This window comes from Pseudoflavonifractor sp. An187 (genome assembly GCF_002160275.1).
GTDB classification, from domain to species: domain Bacteria; phylum Bacillota; class Clostridia; order Oscillospirales; family Oscillospiraceae; genus Enterenecus; species Enterenecus faecium.
This window is the reverse complement of record NZ_NFKG01000020.1, coordinates 24,419-40,985: the sequence shown is the minus strand read 5'-3', so window position 1 is coordinate 40,985 and position 16,567 is coordinate 24,419. Positions and strand designations below refer to the sequence as shown.

Here is a 16,567-nt window from a genome sequence, read left to right as displayed (position 1 = left end):
CTGGCTTTTGCATGCCCAAAACGCTGCGGAAGTTCCACATACTGGATTCGTTTTTGCTGTTGAGAGTAAAAAAGGATGTGCCACAAAACTTACGTTTTGCGACACATCCTTTTGAATTACCGTCGGCTTCTGGAACCCAGAAAGCGCAGGAGATACAAAAACAGGTTGATGAAATCCAAATACAGCTGGAGAGCGGAGTAAATCGAGGCCCGCTCCAGCAGCGCCACATCATGGCTGAAATACTCGTAGTTCTTCTTGATCTTCTGGGTGTCATAGGCGGTGGCACACAGGAAAATCACAAGCCCCACCATACACACCAGTCGATCCATCGCACGGATATCAAAGAGCATCAGCACCAAACCGCTGATGACCAGGAAGATCAGCCCGCCGAAAATCAAAGGACGCAGACGAGCTAAGTCCGTGTGGGTGAATCGGCCATACAGGGCAAAGCCGCCGAAAAAGAGGGCGGTCAACCCAAAGACCAAAATCAGCGCCGCCACATCAAAGGCCACAAAATAGACGGAGAATACCACGCCATTGAGGATGGAGTAGATGAAAAACAGGCCTCGGCTCACAAGCACCGACTGCTTATGCAGGCGGGCGGAGAAGACCAAAACCACGGCGATTTCCGCCACCAGCAGTATCATCAAAATGGAGGGCGTGGTCATCAGCAGCCGTATCACCAGGCCGCTGGCAGCCATGTACCAGGCCAGCGCAAAGGTGACCATAAGGCCCAGGAACATCCAGCCAAAGGTGCGGGAAATATAGCGGTTGAGGGTCAGCCCTCCGGCCGCATAGCTGCTGTCAAACTCACTGGGGTTAAAAGAACCATACTGTTGCATATCAGGTCTCCCGATCCACTTGTTTCATGGTTTTCAAATTTCCAATTTTCAAACTGCGGCGGTCCAGCTCGGCCATCACATCCTCCAGAGGGATGTTCTGCTGGGCCATCATCACCATCAGGTGATAGATGAGGTCGGAAATCTCGCCCACGGTGTCCTCTTTCACGCCATTTTTAGCGGCGATGATGGTCTCCGCACACTCCTCCCCCACCTTTTTAAGGATCTTATCCAGCCCCTTGTCAAACAGGTAGCAGGTATAGGAGCCCTCCTGGTGATTGGCCTTGCGGTCCAGAACCACCGAGTACAGGCTCTGCATGGTATCATTCATGGGAATCCTCTCCTTATCGTATTCCATGGTACAGGTTGATTATACTTCGATTTCCCGGAAAAAACAACTGGTGGCCCCGGTGTGACAGGTGGGGCCTTTGGGGGTACACAGATACAACAGGGTATCGGTATCGCAGTCGGTAAAAATCTCGTTGACATAGAGGAAGTGCCCGCTGCTCTCCCCCTTGTTCCACAGCTTCTGGCGGCTGCGGCTCCAGAACCAGGCGGTTTTGGTCTCCAGGGTCTTCTCCACCGCCTCCCGGTTGGTAAAGCCCAGCATCAGCACCTGGCGGGTATCCGAATCCTGGATGATCACCGGGATGAGGTCTGACTTTTGAAAGAGCAAATCCAGATCAAACATGGCCCTCTCCCCTCTCTCGTACCGGGATCTTCTGCTCCCGGAGGTATTCTTTCACCTGGGGAACCGTGAGCTCCCCAAAGTGGAACAGGCTGGCCGCCAGAGCAGCGTCGCACCCAGTCTCCTCAAAGACCTGGGCGAAGTGGCTCAACTCCCCACAGCCCCCCGAGGCAATCACCGGGATGGTCACAGCGCTGGTCACCGCCCGGGTCAACTCCAGGTCAAACCCCGCCTTGGTGCCGTCGGCGTCCATGGAGGTGAGGAGGATTTCTCCCGCCCCCAGCTCCTGGCCCCGCTCGGCCCACTCCACGGCGTCCAGCCCGGTGGGAATCCGGCCACCCGCCACCACCACCTCAAACCAGCCCTCTTCCCGTCGCTTGGCGTCAATGGCCAGCACCACGCACTGAGAGCCGAAGAGCTGGGCGGCGTCGGCTATGAGCTGAGGATTTTTCACCGCCGAGGAGTTGACGGAAATCTTGTCCGCCCCGGCACGCAGCAGGCGGCGGAAATCCTCCACCGTGCGGATGCCGCCTCCCACGGTGAGGGGGACAAACACCTGGCTGGCGGTGCGCTCCACCACGTCCTCCACGGTGTCCCGGGCGTCGCTGGTGGCGGTGATGTCCAGAAAGACAATCTCATCCGCCCCCTGGTCGGAGTAGTATCGGGCCAGCTCCACCGGGTCCCCGGCGTCCCGGATATTGACGAAGTTGACCCCCTTCACCACCCGTCCGTCCCGCACGTCAAGGCAGGGGATGATGCGTTTGGCTAGCATTGGGCTCCACCGTCCTTCACCGCCTGGGCCAGATCGATGGCCCCGGCGTAGTAGGCCTTGCCAATGATGGCCCCGTATACCCCCAGGCGCTCCAGGTCCACGATATCCTGGTTGCAGGACACGCCACCGGAGGCAATGAGCTGGCAAGACACCGCTTTCTGTAGCTGTTGCAGGCGGCCAAAGGATGGGCCAGACAGCATACCATCCGTCTCAATGTCCGTAAAGATGATTCTCTTTACACCAAGTTTCTCCATCTGCTTTGCAAAGTCCAGATAGTCCAGCCCGGAGTCCACCTCCCAGCCGGCGGTCTTCACCTTGCCGTCCCGGGCGTCAATGCCCACGGCGATGCGGTCGGCCCCATAGGTGGCGATGGCCTGGGCCACCAGCTCTGGGTTGGAGACGGCAGCGGACCCAATCACCGCCCGGGTTACCCCCAGGGCAAACACGGCGTCCAGGTCTTCCATGGAGCGGATGCCGCCCCCCAGCTCCACCTGGAGCCCCAGGGCTGCCACCGCCTGCACCAGCTGGCCATTGCGGCGCACGCCGTCCCGGGCCCCGTCCAGGTCAACCATGTGAATCCAGGTTGCCCCGGCCTCCTGAAAGGCCCGGGCCACGGTCACCGGGTCGGTGGCCACCTGGTGCACCGTGTCAAAGCTACCTTTGTAGAGCCGTACCACGGCCCCATCCTTCAAATCAATGGCTGGTAATATGATCATGGGTTCATCGCTCCAAAATTCTTTAGGATTTCCAGGCCCACATCCCCGCTCTTCTCCGGGTGGAACTGGGTGCCGAAAAAGTTGCCGTTTTGCACGGCGGCCACCACCTCCATGCCGTAGTCCGTGGAGGCGATCACCTGGCTGGGATCGGCTGCCCGTCCAGAAAAGGAGTGGACAAAGTACACCCACGCCCCTTCCCTCAGCCCTCGGAACAGGGGCGAGGGGTTGGGAAAGGACAGACTGTTCCAGCCGATGTGGGGCAGCTTGTAGTCGGTTTCCATGCGCTGGACCGTGCCGGGGATGACCCCCAGTCCGGAACAGGTCTCCCCTTCCTCTCCCTGGGCAAAGAGCAGCTGCATGCCCAGGCAGATGCCCAGCACCGGCTTGTCCTGTCCCATGCGGACAATGGCCTGATCCAGACCAGTCTGGCGCAGTTTGCGGGCGGCGTCCGGGAATGCCCCCACGCCGGGAAGCAGAATGGAATTGGCCCGCTCCAGCTCCTGGGGCTCTCCAGTGATGCGGTTGTCAAGACCCACGTAGGTCAGGGCGTTGGAGACGCTTTTCAGGTTCCCCACCCCGTAGTCTACAATGGCGGTATAGCTCATAGCGCTTCCTCGTTTCTTTAGAGTACCCCTTTGGTGGAGGTCACACCGCTGCCCACCACCTGGGCGGCCTCCTTCAGGGCCATGCCCAGGGATTTGTACAAGGCCTCGGTGATGTGGTGGGCGTTGTCCCCGTACTCGCAGGTCTGGTGGAGGGTAATGCCGCCGTGGACGGCGAAGGCCTGCATAAATTCCTTGGTCAAACAGCTGTCATAACCCCCGATCATGGGCTGAGGCATGTTTGCCTGGAACACCAGATAGGGGCGGTTGGAGCAGTCCAGCACCGTGCGGCACAGGGCCTCGTCCATGGGCACATAGGCGGTGCCGAACCGGCGGATGCCCATCTTATCCCCCAGGGCCTGGCGAAAGGCCTGACCCAACACAATGCCCGTGTCCTCCACGGTGTGGTGGCCGTCCACATACAGGTCCCCCTCCACCCGGAGGGTGAGCCCCCACCCGGCGTAAAAGGCCAGGGCAGTGAGCATATGGTCAAAAAATCCGATGCCCGTGGACACGGACACCGCTCCCCCCTCCAGGCAGAGGGAGAGGGAAATATCCGTCTCCTTGGTCTTACGGCTGATTTCTGCGCATCTCATGGTCAGTCCTCCTCTGCAAAGCGCACCTGGATGGAGTTGGCGTGGGCGGTGAGGTGCTCGGACTGGGCCAGGGTGATGATCTCATCCTTCACCCGCTCTAAGTCCTCTCGGCCATACTCCAGTACACTGGTCTTTTTCACAAAAGAGTCCACCGACAAAGGGGAGAAAAACCGGGCGGTGCCACTTGTGGGTAGCACGTGGTCCGGCCCTGCCATGTAATCCCCCAGAGGCTCCGGGGTATTGCCCCCCAGGAAGATAGCTCCAGCGTTGTGTACCAGCTCCAGCACTTGACGGGGATTCTCCGTAACAATCTCCATGTGCTCCGGGGCCACCTGATCGGCCAGTTTTGCACAGGTCTCCAAGTCGGGGCAGACAATGGCGCAGCCGAAGTCCCGCAGGGACTGCTCCATGATCTCCCGGCGGCTTAAATAGCCCAGCTGGCGGGTGATCTCTTTCTGTACCGCCTGGGCCAGCTCCATGCTGTCGGTGAGGAGCACTGCCGAGGCCAGGGGGTCGTGCTCGGCCTGGCTAAGCAGGTCAGCGGCCATGTGGCAGGGGTTGGCGGTCTTGTCGGCAATGACCAGCACCTCGGAGGGACCCGCCACCATGTCAATGTCCAGGTTGCCGTAGGCCATGCGTTTGGCCTCCGCCACAAATGCGTTGCCCGGTCCCACCAGCTTGTCCACCTGAGGGATAAAGCCCGCCCCATAGGTGAGGGCGGCCACGGCCTGGGCGCCGCCCACGGCGATGCAGCGGTCCACCCCCGCCACCCACGCGGCGGCCAGTACCACATCGCTGAGGTTCTCGGTGGGGGGCGTGACCATAATGACCTCTTCCACCCCCGCCACCTTGGCAGGAATCACATTCATGAGCACCGAGCTGGGGTAGGCAGCACGGCCACCGGGGACGTACACCCCCACCCGCTGCAAGGGGCGGACCAGCCGCCCCACCTTGCCCCCGCTGGGGCTGTCCCACAGACGAAGGCCCATCTGCACCTCGCTCAACAGCTCCTGCTGATAGGCCCGGATGTGCTGGGCGCTGCGCTGGAGGGCAGCCAGCAGGTCCGGGGCAATCCGCCCCGCCGCCTGCTCCAGCTCCTCCATGGACACCTCTCGGGGCGGGTTTTGGTCAAATTTCACGGAGTACTCCTCCACCGCTTCGTAGCCCCGGGCCCGCACATCTTCCATGATGGCCGCCACACTGCGCTGAATCTCCGCCCCAGTCTGGGCGGCACGGGAGCGCATGGACGCCAATTTCTCCTGTTCTCGGCCCTCTCCGGCCACCACCAATTCCAACATATCCGTCTCCCCTTTTCTCTCAAGTGCCGGACAGGTTGGCCTGGCACTGCTGGATGAAGTCTAAAATCTCCTGTTTGTGCAGCTTCATGCTGGCGGTATTCACAATAAGCCGGGCAGACACCTGGGCCACATCCTCGATGGGGGTGAGGCCATTCTCTTTCAGGGTGGCCCCCGTCTCCACGATATCCACGATGCCGTCAGCCAGCCCCAAGATGGGAGCCAGCTCCACGCTGCCCTCAATCTTGATAATGTCCACGTCCATTCCCTTGCGCTCAAAGAACGCCCGGGTGACAGCGGGGTACTTGGAGGCCACTCGGCGGGTCTTATAGGTGGCGTAGAAGTCGGTGCCCTCTTTCACGGCCAGGGCAAACCGACACCGCCCAAAGCCCAAATCCAGAACCTCGTAGAAGGCGCCCCCCTTTTCCAGAATGGTGTCCTTGCCCACAATACCCAAATCACACACCCCGTGCTCCACATAGGTGATGACATCGGGGGCCTTGGCCAGCACCGCATCCAAGGGGTAGTTGGGTACCGAGTGGATGAGCCGCCGTCCGGGATGCCGGATGGGGGTGCAGTCCAGCCCTATCTTCTCAAACAGCTCCACCGATTTGTCTTGCAGACGCCCCTTGGTCAGGGCGATTCTCAGTCGCTGACTCATACCTCCAACCACCTCTCTCCGGAATTGTCCAGGCACAGCACTTGCAAGGCACCCTTCTCACTGGCCAAATTCATGGTGCTGGACAGGGTGCGGCAGGGGGACAGCTCACAGGTGCCGGCGGGCAGGCGGTCCATGACCTCCAGCGCCCGTCCCAGCATGCCGCTCTCATAGTGGATGACGGTGCGCAGTTGGGGCACCTCTACCTCCAGGCAGCCGCCCACAGCGTCCACGTCCACGGCAAAGCCCGTGGCCTCTGCCCGTCTGCCGAACAACTCCACCAGGTTGTCATATCGGCCACCGGACAGCACCGGGGCCCCTGCCCCGTTGGCGTAGCCTCGGAACACCACGCCCGTATAGTAGTCAATCTGATGGACCAGACCCAGATCAAATTGCACCCAGTCGCCATACCCCGCCTGGCACAGCTCCCGGTACAAAAGCTCCAGATAGTCCAGGCTGGTACACGCCCCGGCCAGCGTCCGGGCCTCCTCCAGCACCTCTGCCCCGCCGAACAAGTAGGGCAGGCGGCGGAGGGCGGCACAATCGGGTTGGGCGGAATAGGGCTCCAGGAAGTCGTTGAGGACGGCGTAGTTCTTGCCCTCAATGAGCAGCCGCATCCGCTCCTGCTCCTCCTGGGGCATGTTCATGCGGCTGGCCAGGTCCTGATAAAAGCCCACATGGCCCACCTCGATGTGGAATCCGCTGAGGCCACAGGCCCGCAGGGCGTCCACCGCCAGGGTAATCATCTCCAGGTCCGCTTTCATCCCCGTGGCACCCAGCATCTCCACGCCACACTGGGCAATCTCGCTGCTGCCACCCTCGTGGGCATTCCCAGAGCGGAACACGGTCTGATCGTAGTACAGCCGCTGGGGCAGCGGCAAAGTCTTCAGCTTGGTGGCCGCCAGCCGTGCAATGGGGGTGGTGGTGTCCGGGCGCATGACCATGATCTTGCCCGATCGGTCAATGATTTTCAGCATGGTCTCCTGGGGCAACGGACTCCCCGAGTGGACAAACAGGTCATAAAACTCCACCTCGGGAGTGATAACCTCTGCATAGCCCCGGCGGCGGAACAAGTCCACCAGGGCACTCTGCACCTGACGCCGCTCCAGGCACTCGGCAAAGAGCCGGTCCCGGGTCCCCTCTGGGGTATTGAAGTGTATGTTCATGGTGTTTCCAGCCTTTCTTTAGCTCGCTAGTGTAGTGAATATACCACAGAATCGACCGATTGTCAACGGGGGGTATGACAAGGCCCCCTACATAAGGGGGCTTTGTCATAGGATTAAAAGAAAGAAAACTGGCTGCTGTCCGGCAGGTCGCCAAAGGCCCCCGCCTCTTTCAACTGTTGCAGATGGGTGTTGGACACCTTGGTACAGGCCAGGGAGAACTCCTCAATGGAGATGAAGGTCTTCCCCTTTCGCTTCTCCATGATGTCCCAGCCCACGGTTTCACCCAGGCCAGCCACCGAAGTAAAGGGCGGGATGAGGGCGTTGCGCTCCTCGTCCACCAGGAAGTTGATGGCGTGGGAGCGAGAGATATCCATGCGGGCGAAGGTGAGGCCACGGAGATAGAACTCGTAGCACACTTCCAAGGTCACCAGCATGTCCTCTTCCACCGCAGAGGGGCGGTCCGCCTTATCCTTGGCGTTTTTCTTGGCCTGAATCTCCTTCATCTTCTGCTTGACCACCTCAATGCCTCGGCACATGTACTTCTCATCAAAGGCCTTGGCCCGGATGGAGAAGTAGGCGGCGTAGAACGCCAGGGGCCGATGCACCTTATACCAGGCGATGCGGAAGGCCATCATCACGTAGGCCACGGCGTGGGCCTTGGGGAACAGGTAGGCAATCTTCTTACAGGAGTCAATGTACCACTGGGGTACCCCATGCTCCTTCATCTCGTCCTCGGCCCCCTCGGGCAGACCTCTGCCCTTTCGCACCGACTCCATGATCTTAAAGGCCCGGGTGTCTTTGAAGCCCTTGGAGATAAGGAAGATCATAATATCGTCACGACAGCCGATGGCCTCGTTAACCTGGGCAGTGCCCGAAGTGATGAGGTCCTTGGCGTTGCCCAGCCACACGTCGGTGCCGTGGGAGAAGCCAGACAGACGCACCAGAATGTCGAACTGGTTGGGGTGGGTGTCCTCCAGCATGCCACGCACGAAGGAGGTACCGAACTCGGGGATGGCCACCGCTCCGGTGGGGCCCAGGATGGGGTCATCCATGAATCCTAGCTTCTCAGAAGTAGTAAACAGACTCATGGTGTCCGGGTCGTCCAAGGGAATTTTCTGAGGGTCCACCTTGGTGATGTCCTGGAGCATACGAATCATGGAAGGGTCATCGTGGCCCAGCATGTCCAGCTTCAAGAGGTTGGACTCCATGGAGTGATATTCGAAATGGGTGGTAATGATGTCCGAGTCCTTGTCGTCGGCCGGGTGCTGCACCGGGCAGAAGTCGTAGATCTCCTTGTCCTGTGGGATAACCACCATGCCGCCGGGGTGTTGTCCGGTGGTGCGCTTGACCCCCATACATCCACGGGCCAGGCGCAGCACCTCGGCAAAGGGCACGTTGTAGCGGCCCACCCGCTCCAGGTACTTGCGCACGTAGCCAATGGCGGTCTTCTCCGCCACCGTGCCGATGGTGCCGGCTCGGAACACGTGATTGCTGCCGAAGAGCTCAAAGGTGTACTTGTGGGCGCTGGATTGGTATTCACCGGAGAAGTTCAAGTCGATATCCGGCACCTTGTCGCCGCCGAAGCCCAGGAAGGTCTCAAAGGGGATGTTGAAGCCGTCCTTGGCGTAGTCCGCCCCGCACACCGGGCACTTCATGTCCGGCATATCAGCGCCGCAGCCATAGCCGTGCTCTACGGCGTAGTCGAAGTCAGAGTGCTTGCAGTTGGGGCAGCGGTAATGGGCGGGCAGCGAGTTTACCTCGGTGATGCCAGACATGAAGGCCACCAGGGAGGACCCCACCGAACCACGTGAGCCCACCAGGTAGCCGTGCTCCAGGGAGTTCTGCACCAACTTCTGGGCGGACATGTAGATGACGTCGTAGTGACAGCCGATGATATCTTTCAGCTCAGCGTTGATGCGGTCCACCACGATCTGGGGCGGGTTCTCTCCATACAGGGCGTGAGCCTTACCCCACACCAGGTCCTTCAGCTCGCCCTCGGAGTTTTCCAGCTTGGGGGTAAACAGGCCGTCGGGCAGAGGCCGCACGTTGTCGCACCAGGAGGCCACCAGAGCCGGGCTCTCTATAACCACCTCATGGGCGGTCTCTGCCCCCAGATAGGCAAACTCTTTCAGCATCTCGTCAGTGGTGCGGAAATACAGGGGGTTCTCGCTGTCGGCGTCGTCAAACTCCTTGGCAGCCAGAAGGATGTGGCGGTAAATCTCCTCCTCCGGGTCGGTAAAGTGGACGTCGCCCGTGGCGCACACTGGCTTGCCCAGCTTGTGGCCCAGCTCCACGATCTTCCGGTTAAAGTTGCGCAGGTCCTCCAGGGACTGGGCAATGCGCCGCCCCTCCTTGTCCGGCCGGAGCATGTAGGCGTTGTTGGACAGGGGCTGAATCTCCAAATAGTCATACCAGGAGGCAATGCGCTCCAACTCCCGGTCGTCCTTGCCGTCCACCACCGCCCGGAACAGCTCTCCCGCCTCACAGGCAGAGCCCACAATGAGCCCTTCCCGGTTCTCGTTGATGATGGACTTGGGCATGATGGGGAAGCGGTTGAAGTGCTCCAGGTGGGACAGGGACACCAGCTTGTAGAGGTTGCGCAGGCCTGTCTGGTTCTTGGCCAGCAATATGAGGTGGTTGGCGCTGCGGCGGCCCCGTCCGCCCCGCTTCTTCCCAGCCAAGGCTCCGTTGATCTGGGATACCCGCTCCACCCCCAGCTCTTTCAGCATGGGAATCATGGCGGCAAAAATCTGGCCGCAGATGGCGGCGTCGTCGTCTGCCCGGTGGTGGTGGAAGGGAGGCAGTCCCAGGTGGGTGGACACGGTGTCCAGCTTGTGGTTGTTCAGCTGAGGGCACAGGTACTGGGTCAAAATGAGGGTATCAAAATAGAGGGGGTCAAACTCCCGGCCCGCTCTCTGGCAGTAGGCCCGGACAAAGCCGGTATCAAACTCCGCATTGTGGGCCACCAGGGGGGTATCCCCAGCCCAAGCCAGGAAATCCGCCACCGCCTGGGCGGGCTTGGGGGCGCCCCGCACCATCTCGTCGGTGATGCTGGTCAGGGACACCGTCTTGGGGCTCAAGGGGTGGCCGGGGTCTGCAAAGGTGGAGTAGTGCTCCAGAACCTCCGCCCCCCGCATACGCACAGCGCCAATTTCAATGATGGCATCCGTGTTGGGGTCCAGTCCGGTGGTCTCCAGGTCAAAGGCGATAAACTCTCCATCCAGAGGCATGTCCCCGGGGCCGTGCACCGACACCCGCTCGTCCACGTCGTTTTGATAGTAGGCCTCCACGCCGTAGAGCACCTTAATTTTCTCCCCTCGGCCCGAGGCGTTGTAGGCATCGGGGAAGGACTGCACCACTCCGTGGTCGGTGATGGCGATGGCGGGATGTCCCCACTCGATGGCCCGCTTGACAATGGCTTTGCCGTCACACAGAGCGTCCATCATGGACATCTTGGTGTGGAGGTGGAGCTCGATGCGCTTCTCCTCGGCGGTGTCCTTGCGCCCCTCGGGCATGGGCACCTCATTGATGCCGTAGGGCTCCAGCACCATGTCGTTTTCAAAGCGGCTCACGTTCAGCCGCCCCTGGACCTGGACCCGCTGGCCCTTTTTGATGCCCTTGACGATGGGGTTGGCCACCTCTCCCTCCAGGAACTGATTGACCCGGATGGAGCCGGTGTTGTCGGTGATGTCAAAGCAGATCACCCACGCCTTGCGCTTGGGCAGTTCCCGGTGCTCTACGTTGAACACGGTGCCCTCCACCAGCACGCTGCCCATATCCAATTGCAGCTCTCCCAAGGGCACCGGCTTTTTCTTGCCATTGATCTTGCCGTAGAGCTGCTTGACCTTGGGCTTGCCGTGTCCGCCGCCGGGTATGCTCTGATTGAGCACCTTGCGGCGCATGGCCTCCAGCTGGGCGTACAGGTCCCCACCAGGGGCGGGCTGAGATGCCGCTGGGGGCGTCTCCACCGCCACCGGGGCAGGCTGAGCCTCTGCCTGGGCGGCATGGAACTCCACCGACGCCTGGTGCAGGTGGAACGCCCGGGCCAGGCTCTGCTGGACCTGATCCACCAGGTTGGGGGCCAATTGCTCCCCCTCCAGCTCCACCGTCATGGTGCGGGCCTGGCGATTCACCTTCACCCGGGTGGGGTAGGCTGCAAAAGAAGTCAATACCCCTTCGGGGAAGGGGTATTGACCAAAGGTCTCTTGAAATGTCACTTGCTTGTCTGACATGAAATGTACTCCTTGTCACAGGGTATCAATAAGGGCCATGAGACGGGGAATGAGCTGGTCCTCCGGGACCTTGTCCACAATCTCCCCATGGAGGAAGAGCACGCCCTCCCCCTTGCCTCCGGCGATGCCCACGTCGGCGTGGCGGGCCTCTCCAGGTCCGTTGACCACACACCCCATCACAGCCACGGTGATGGGCTTGTCCACGCCCTTCAAAAGCTCCTCCACCTTGTGGGCCATGGGGATAAGATCGATCTGGGTCCGGCCACAGGTAGGACAGGAGATGAGCTCCGGGCCGTCCTTACGCAGGCCCACCGCCTTGAGAATCTTCTTGGCCAACACGATCTCCTCCACCGGGTCGGCGGTGAGGGTGACCCGGAAGGTGTCACCGATGCCCAGGCCCAACAGGCCGCCGATGCCAGCGGCGGACTTGATGGAGCCAATCTCGGCAGTGCCCGCCTCGGTGACGCCCAGGTGCAGGGGGAAGTCATACTTCTGGGCCATGAGCTGATAGGCCCGCATGGTGGTGGGCACCGAGGAGGACTTCATGGAGATGCAGATGTCCTCAAAGCCGTACTTCTCCAGCAGGGCCACGTGGCCCAGGGCACTCTCCACCAGGGCCTCTGGGGTGGGGCCGCCGTACTTCTCCAACAGGGGTTTCTCCAGAGAGCCGCCGTTGACGCCGATGCGGATGGGGATGCCCCGCTCCTTGCAGGCTTTGGCCACCGCTTCCACCCGGTCCTCCGAGCCAATGTTGCCGGGGTTGATGCGGATTTTATCAATGCCCCCCTCCACAGCGGTGAGGGCCAGCCGATAGTCGAAGTGGATGTCCGCCACCAGGGGCAGCGGGCTGCCCGCCTTCAAAGCGGCCACCGCCTGGGCGGCCCGCTCATCGGGGACGGCCACCCGGACGATCTCACAGCCAGCTGCCGCCAGGGCCCGAATCTGGGCCAGGGTGGCCTCCACGTCATGGGTGGGGGTGTTGGTCATGGATTGGATGGAGACGGGGGCGCCGCCTCCGATGGCGACGTTCCCCACATGAATTTGTCGCGTCATGCAAGGTCACTTCCTTTACAGTATTTACACCACAATTTTCCACACATCCTGGAAGGCGATGAGAAGCATCACCACCAGCAGCAGCACCAGGGCCACAGCATGGATATACCCCTCCAGCCGCTGGGGGATATGTCGCCGGAAGAAGAGGTACGAAATGGCGTTGAGCAGCACAAACAGCACTCGCCCGCCGTCCAGAGCGGGAATGGGCAGCATGTTCATCACAGCCAGGTTGACCGCAATGAGCGCCATGATATAGAACACATTCTGGACGCCCACCAAAACGGAGTCGGACTGGGTGCCCACCTCAGACACCACGTCCACCACGCCGATGACGCCGGACATCTGGTCCACGCCCACGCGGCCGGTGACCAAGTCGCCCAGGCTCATCCAGACGATGCGCACAAAGTCAAAGGTCTGGGCGGTGGCCAGTTTCACCCTGCCCCAGATGGACAGATCGTCTACCTGCTCAAAGATCAGGCCAAACCCATAGGCGTCTTGACCGTCATACTGGTATTCAAAGCGCTCCATGGGCAGGTCACGGAGTACCACTTTCTCCCCGTCTCGCCGTACCGTCAGGTCAATGCCATTGCCATCGTTGCGGGAGAGGAACGTGAGCACATCCTCATAGACCCAGATACCGTGGCCATCCACGGAGAGGATTTCATCCCCCACCATGAGCCCCGACTCCCCTTCCAGCTGGAAGCCGTCGGCCAGCTGGGTGATCACCGGCACCCGCACTTGGGTCACTCCCATATACAGCACCAGGACGATGACCAGGCCCATGAGAAAGTTCATGAACGAGCCCGCACACAGGACGATGATTTTTTTCCAGGCGGGCTGGATGCTGAAGGCCCGCTCGTCCCCGGTGGCCTCGTCCTCCCCTTCCATGGCGCAGTAGCCGCCGACGGGGAAGGCCCGCAGGGAGTACTGGGTCTCGCCACGGGTACGGCTCCACAGCGCCGGACCCATACCGATGGCAAATTCATTCACTCGGATTCCCAACAGCTTGGCAGTGATGAAGTGCCCGAACTCGTGAATGGCAATCATCACGCCGAAGATGAGAATTGCCAAGAGAATAAAGAAGATTCGCTCCAAAGATATTCACCTCAAATTAACAAGTCACGGACTGCCTGCCGGGCGGCACGGTCTGCCTCCAGCACGTCCTCCAGGGTGTCGGCGGGTTTGGACGCCACCCGCTCCAACGCGCCCTCTACCAGCCGGGCAATGTCCAGGAAGGAGATCTTCTCCTCCAGGAACAGCTCCACTGCCACCTCGTTGGCCCCGTTGAGAATGGCCGTGGAGGTGCCGCCCTTCTGGGCGCACTCCAGAGCCAATCCCAGGCACCGGAAGGTGTCCGGGTCGGGCTTGGCGAAGGTCAGGGGCGGACAGGTAAGCAGGTCCAGCGGGGTGGCAGGGCCGGGGGTGCGCTCCGGCCAGGTCAAAGCGTACTGGATGGGCACCCGCATGTCTGCTGTGCCCAGCTGGGCCAGAATAGCACCGTCGTTGAACTCCACCAGAGAGTGGATGATGCTCTCCCGATGCACCACCACCTGAATCTGCTGGGGTGGCATGTGGTAGAGCCGCATGGCCTCGATAAACTCCAGGCCCTTGTTCATCAACGTGGCGGAGTCGATGGTGATTTTGGCTCCCATGGCCCAGTTGGGGTGGCGCAGCGCCTGGGCCCGGGTCACATGCTCCAGTTCCTCTCGTGTTTTTCCAAAGAAGGGGCCGCCGGAAGCGGTGATGATGAGGCGCTTCACCTCGCCCCGGTCCTTGCAGCCCTGGAGGCACTGGAAGATGGCGGAGTGCTCCGAGTCCACGGGGACGATCTCCGCCCCCTTCTCCTCTGCCCGGCGCATCACCAGGTCCCCGGCGCACACCAAGGTCTCCTTATTGGCCAGGGCAATGCGTTTGCCCTGGTCAATGGCGGCCAAGGTGGGCTCCAGTCCGGCAATCCCCACCACGGCGGTGACCACGGTGTCCGCCTGGGGCAGCGTGGCGGCCTCCATCAGGCCCTCCCGGCCTCCTACCACCCGGATGGAAGTGTCAGCAAGGCGCTGTTTCAGATCCTGAGCGGCGGATTCATCCACCGCCACCACCAGCTGGGGTTGGAACTGCCGGGCCTGCTGCTCGGCCAGCTCCACGCTGCGATTCACCGTCAGGGCCGCCACCTGGTGGCCGCAGACCTGGGCCACGTCCAGGGTCTGCCGACCGATGGAGCCGGTGGAGCCTAAAATGGATAAGGTTCGTTTCATGTTATCCCTCGATTTCTATATCTGGTCCAGGCCATGGTCACAACACGGGGATGGCCTGGAGGATGAAGAGCACCACAGGGGCACAGAAAATCATACTGTCAAACCGGTCCAGCATTCCCCCATGTCCAGGGAGCAGGTGCCCATAGTCCTTGACCCCGAATTCCCGTTTGATGAAGGAGAAGGACAGGTCGCCCAGCTCGGTGGCCAGAGCGCCCACCAGTCCAGAGAGCACCAAGGGCAGGAAGTTGACCGGATTGTGGCTGATGGCCTGAATGACACCGCCATAGGCCAGAGCATAGAGCACGCCAAAGACGAAACCGCCGATGTAGCCCTCCAGACTCTTGTTGGGGCTGACCTTGGTGATGCCCCGGTGTTTGCCAAAAAACACGCCCACAAAGTAGGCCCCTGCGTCGGTGACAAAGGCCATGAGCACCGCAAAGAGCACCCAATACTCTCCATGGTCCATCATTTTCAGCAAGACCAGAGCGGACAGGCCCAGAGGAATGAGGACACCGGAGAACAGGGTGAGCATCACATGGTAAAAGCCAATGGGTGCCGTTCCCTCGTCATAGGCCCGAATGGCGCACCAAAAGGACACGGCCATCACCACAAAGGTACACACGCTTACCGTGGTGGTTCCCTTTCCCATCCAGCAACCCAGGGGGATCAGAGCGGCAGAGAGCACCGCAACACAGGTCATCCAGGGGGAGACTTTATCCTCCCCGGCCGCCCGCAGCAGCTCAAAGGAAGCAGCGGCGGCAATGGCTGCCACCACAATGGACCAAATCAGGGGCGAGCTGGGCAGCATGGCCAGCAACAGCAGAGGGACAAACACCACTGCAACCGCAATTCGTACCAGCATCCCTTACACCCCTCCAAATCGCCGGGAGCGATTCTGAAAATCGGCAATTGCCCGCAGCAACTCCTCTTTGGTGAAGTCGGGCCACAGCACGTCGGTGAAGTAGAACTCCGAGTAGGCGGACTGCCACAGCAGGAAGTTGGAAATGCGCACCTCACCGCTGGGACGAATCACCAGGTCCGGGTCGGGCACGCCGGCGGAGTAGAGCAGATCGCCCAGAGCATCCTCAGTGAGATCCTCAGGATTCGCCTGCCCCTGCTGGCACCGACGGGCAAACTCCGTCGCCGCCCGGATGATCTCCGCCCGGCCGCCGTAGTTGAAGCAGATGTTCACCTGGCAGCCGTCATAGCCCTTGGAAATCTCCTCCGTCTGATGACACAGCTCTTGGAGTTTCGGACTCAGCGGGGACAGGTCTCCGAAAAAGGCCATTTTCACCTTGTCCTTGGCCATGGTCTCAATGGCCTCTTTGAGATACCGCTCCAACAGGCCCATGATGGAGGACACCTCATCCTCCGGCCGCTTCCAGTTCTCCGTGGAAAAGGCATACACCGTCAGGTACTCCAGCCCCAGCTCCTTGGCATAGGTGGCAATGGTGCGGAAGGTCTCCGCCCCGGCGGCGTGTCCCGCCTTGCGGGGCAGGCCCCGCTTTTTGGCCCAACGGCCGTTGCCGTCCATGATGATGGCAATATGCCTGGGCAAACGGCTCATATCTACCTGGGGCGCCTGGGTTTTACGATTAAATAACGCCATATTCACGCATCCTAATCTATTTCAAAGTATGGACATTCCATCCCAAAAATACAACACAAGCGGGGCGTACCTTCGCCCCGCTGGTA

The 16,567-nt window shown here is 60.9% G+C and carries 16 protein-coding genes; all 16 read right to left on the bottom strand.

All coding sequences use genetic code 11. From position 1 onward, the window contains the following. Nucleotides 1-116: 116 nt before the first annotated feature. Nucleotides 117-842: a Bax inhibitor-1/YccA family protein gene (locus B5F22_RS08920; RefSeq protein WP_087392296.1), complete on the bottom strand. Its 726-nt coding sequence runs from the start codon at nucleotides 840-842 to the stop codon at nucleotides 117-119. A 1-nt stretch (nucleotide 843) separates the two neighbouring features. Then, on the bottom strand, nucleotides 844-1,170 hold the full coding sequence (gene hisE / locus B5F22_RS08915; protein ID WP_087392295.1) for a phosphoribosyl-ATP diphosphatase: 327 nt from the start codon (nucleotides 1,168-1,170) through the stop codon (nucleotides 844-846). A gap of 39 nt (nucleotides 1,171-1,209) precedes the next feature. Next, nucleotides 1,210-1,530 carry a phosphoribosyl-AMP cyclohydrolase gene (gene hisI / locus B5F22_RS08910; RefSeq protein WP_087392294.1) on the bottom strand — a complete coding sequence of 107 codons (321 nt, stop codon included), beginning with the start codon at nucleotides 1,528-1,530 and terminating at the stop codon, nucleotides 1,210-1,212. Continuing rightward, on the bottom strand, nucleotides 1,523-2,299 hold the full coding sequence (gene hisF / locus B5F22_RS08905; RefSeq protein WP_087392293.1) for an imidazole glycerol phosphate synthase subunit HisF: 777 nt from the start codon (nucleotides 2,297-2,299) through the stop codon (nucleotides 1,523-1,525). The genes hisI and hisF overlap by 8 nt, the downstream gene beginning before the upstream one ends. Beyond that, complete coding sequence (gene hisA, locus B5F22_RS08900) at nucleotides 2,293-3,015, bottom strand: 1-(5-phosphoribosyl)-5-[(5-phosphoribosylamino)methylideneamino]imidazole-4-carboxamide isomerase (protein ID WP_087392292.1); 723 nt, start codon at nucleotides 3,013-3,015, stop codon at nucleotides 2,293-2,295. Before hisA ends, hisF begins: the two co-directional genes overlap by 7 nt. Then, entirely contained in the window at nucleotides 3,012-3,620 is a 609-nt protein-coding gene (gene hisH, locus B5F22_RS08895) for an imidazole glycerol phosphate synthase subunit HisH (RefSeq protein ID WP_087392291.1), read from the bottom strand. Before hisH ends, hisA begins: the two co-directional genes overlap by 4 nt. Before the next feature lie 17 nt (nucleotides 3,621-3,637). After that, on the bottom strand, nucleotides 3,638-4,213 hold the full coding sequence (gene hisB / locus B5F22_RS08890) for an imidazoleglycerol-phosphate dehydratase HisB (RefSeq protein WP_087371391.1): 576 nt from the start codon (nucleotides 4,211-4,213) through the stop codon (nucleotides 3,638-3,640). Nucleotides 4,214-4,215: 2 nt separating this feature from the next. Further along, nucleotides 4,216-5,511: a histidinol dehydrogenase gene (gene hisD, locus B5F22_RS08885; protein ID WP_087392290.1), complete on the bottom strand. Its 1,296-nt coding sequence runs from the start codon at nucleotides 5,509-5,511 to the stop codon at nucleotides 4,216-4,218. A gap of 19 nt (nucleotides 5,512-5,530) precedes the next feature. After that, nucleotides 5,531-6,169, bottom strand: coding sequence for an ATP phosphoribosyltransferase (gene hisG, locus B5F22_RS08880; protein ID WP_087392289.1), 639 nt, complete (start codon nucleotides 6,167-6,169; stop codon nucleotides 5,531-5,533). Next, entirely contained in the window at nucleotides 6,166-7,332 is a 1,167-nt protein-coding gene (gene hisZ, locus B5F22_RS08875) for an ATP phosphoribosyltransferase regulatory subunit (protein WP_087231782.1), read from the bottom strand. Before hisZ ends, hisG begins: the two co-directional genes overlap by 4 nt. Nucleotides 7,333-7,445: 113 nt before the next feature. After that, nucleotides 7,446-11,564, bottom strand: a complete 4,119-nt coding sequence (locus B5F22_RS08870; RefSeq protein WP_087392288.1) for a PolC-type DNA polymerase III — start codon at nucleotides 11,562-11,564, stop codon at nucleotides 7,446-7,448. A 15-nt stretch (nucleotides 11,565-11,579) separates the two neighbouring features. Further along, entirely contained in the window at nucleotides 11,580-12,617 is a 1,038-nt protein-coding gene (ispG, locus tag B5F22_RS08865) for a flavodoxin-dependent (E)-4-hydroxy-3-methylbut-2-enyl-diphosphate synthase (RefSeq protein ID WP_087392287.1), read from the bottom strand. Between the two features lie 24 nt (nucleotides 12,618-12,641). Next, the gene (locus tag B5F22_RS08860) at nucleotides 12,642-13,688 is read right to left on the bottom strand and encodes a M50 family metallopeptidase (RefSeq protein WP_242955093.1); all 1,047 of its coding nucleotides are present in this window, start codon (nucleotides 13,686-13,688) and stop codon (nucleotides 12,642-12,644) included. Between the two features lie 35 nt (nucleotides 13,689-13,723). Next, entirely contained in the window at nucleotides 13,724-14,872 is a 1,149-nt protein-coding gene (locus B5F22_RS08855) for a 1-deoxy-D-xylulose-5-phosphate reductoisomerase (RefSeq protein WP_087392286.1), read from the bottom strand. A 37-nt stretch (nucleotides 14,873-14,909) separates the two neighbouring features. Beyond that, on the bottom strand, nucleotides 14,910-15,734 hold the full coding sequence (locus tag B5F22_RS08850) for a phosphatidate cytidylyltransferase (RefSeq protein ID WP_087392285.1): 825 nt from the start codon (nucleotides 15,732-15,734) through the stop codon (nucleotides 14,910-14,912). A gap of 3 nt (nucleotides 15,735-15,737) precedes the next feature. Continuing rightward, entirely contained in the window at nucleotides 15,738-16,481 is a 744-nt protein-coding gene (locus B5F22_RS08845; protein ID WP_087392284.1) for an isoprenyl transferase, read from the bottom strand. Between the last annotated feature and the right edge of the window lie 86 nt (nucleotides 16,482-16,567).

Excerpts from the sequence above, each read along its gene's own strand:
- B5F22_RS08920 (WP_087392296.1), bottom strand. The coding sequence starts at position 842 with ATGCAACAGTATGGTTCTTTTAACCCCAGTGAGTTTGACAGCAGCTAT.
- hisE (WP_087392295.1), bottom strand. The coding sequence starts at position 1,170 with ATGAATGATACCATGCAGAGCCTGTACTCGGTGGTTCTGGACCGCAAG.
- hisI (WP_087392294.1), bottom strand. The coding sequence starts at position 1,530 with ATGTTTGATCTGGATTTGCTCTTTCAAAAGTCAGACCTCATCCCGGTG.
- hisF (WP_087392293.1), bottom strand. The coding sequence starts at position 2,299 with ATGCTAGCCAAACGCATCATCCCCTGCCTTGACGTGCGGGACGGACGG.
- hisA (WP_087392292.1), bottom strand. The coding sequence starts at position 3,015 with ATGATCATATTACCAGCCATTGATTTGAAGGATGGGGCCGTGGTACGG.
- hisH (WP_087392291.1), bottom strand. The coding sequence starts at position 3,620 with ATGAGCTATACCGCCATTGTAGACTACGGGGTGGGGAACCTGAAAAGC.
- hisB (WP_087371391.1), bottom strand. The coding sequence starts at position 4,213 with ATGAGATGCGCAGAAATCAGCCGTAAGACCAAGGAGACGGATATTTCC.
- hisD (WP_087392290.1), bottom strand. The coding sequence starts at position 5,511 with ATGTTGGAATTGGTGGTGGCCGGAGAGGGCCGAGAACAGGAGAAATTG.
- hisG (WP_087392289.1), bottom strand. The coding sequence starts at position 6,169 with ATGAGTCAGCGACTGAGAATCGCCCTGACCAAGGGGCGTCTGCAAGAC.
- hisZ (WP_087231782.1), bottom strand. The coding sequence starts at position 7,332 with ATGAACATACACTTCAATACCCCAGAGGGGACCCGGGACCGGCTCTTT.
- B5F22_RS08870 (WP_087392288.1), bottom strand. The coding sequence starts at position 11,564 with ATGTCAGACAAGCAAGTGACATTTCAAGAGACCTTTGGTCAATACCCC.
- ispG (WP_087392287.1), bottom strand. The coding sequence starts at position 12,617 with ATGACGCGACAAATTCATGTGGGGAACGTCGCCATCGGAGGCGGCGCC.
- B5F22_RS08855 (WP_087392286.1), bottom strand. The coding sequence starts at position 14,872 with ATGAAACGAACCTTATCCATTTTAGGCTCCACCGGCTCCATCGGTCGG.
- B5F22_RS08850 (WP_087392285.1), bottom strand. The coding sequence starts at position 15,734 with ATGCTGGTACGAATTGCGGTTGCAGTGGTGTTTGTCCCTCTGCTGTTG.
- B5F22_RS08845 (WP_087392284.1), bottom strand. The coding sequence starts at position 16,481 with ATGGCGTTATTTAATCGTAAAACCCAGGCGCCCCAGGTAGATATGAGC.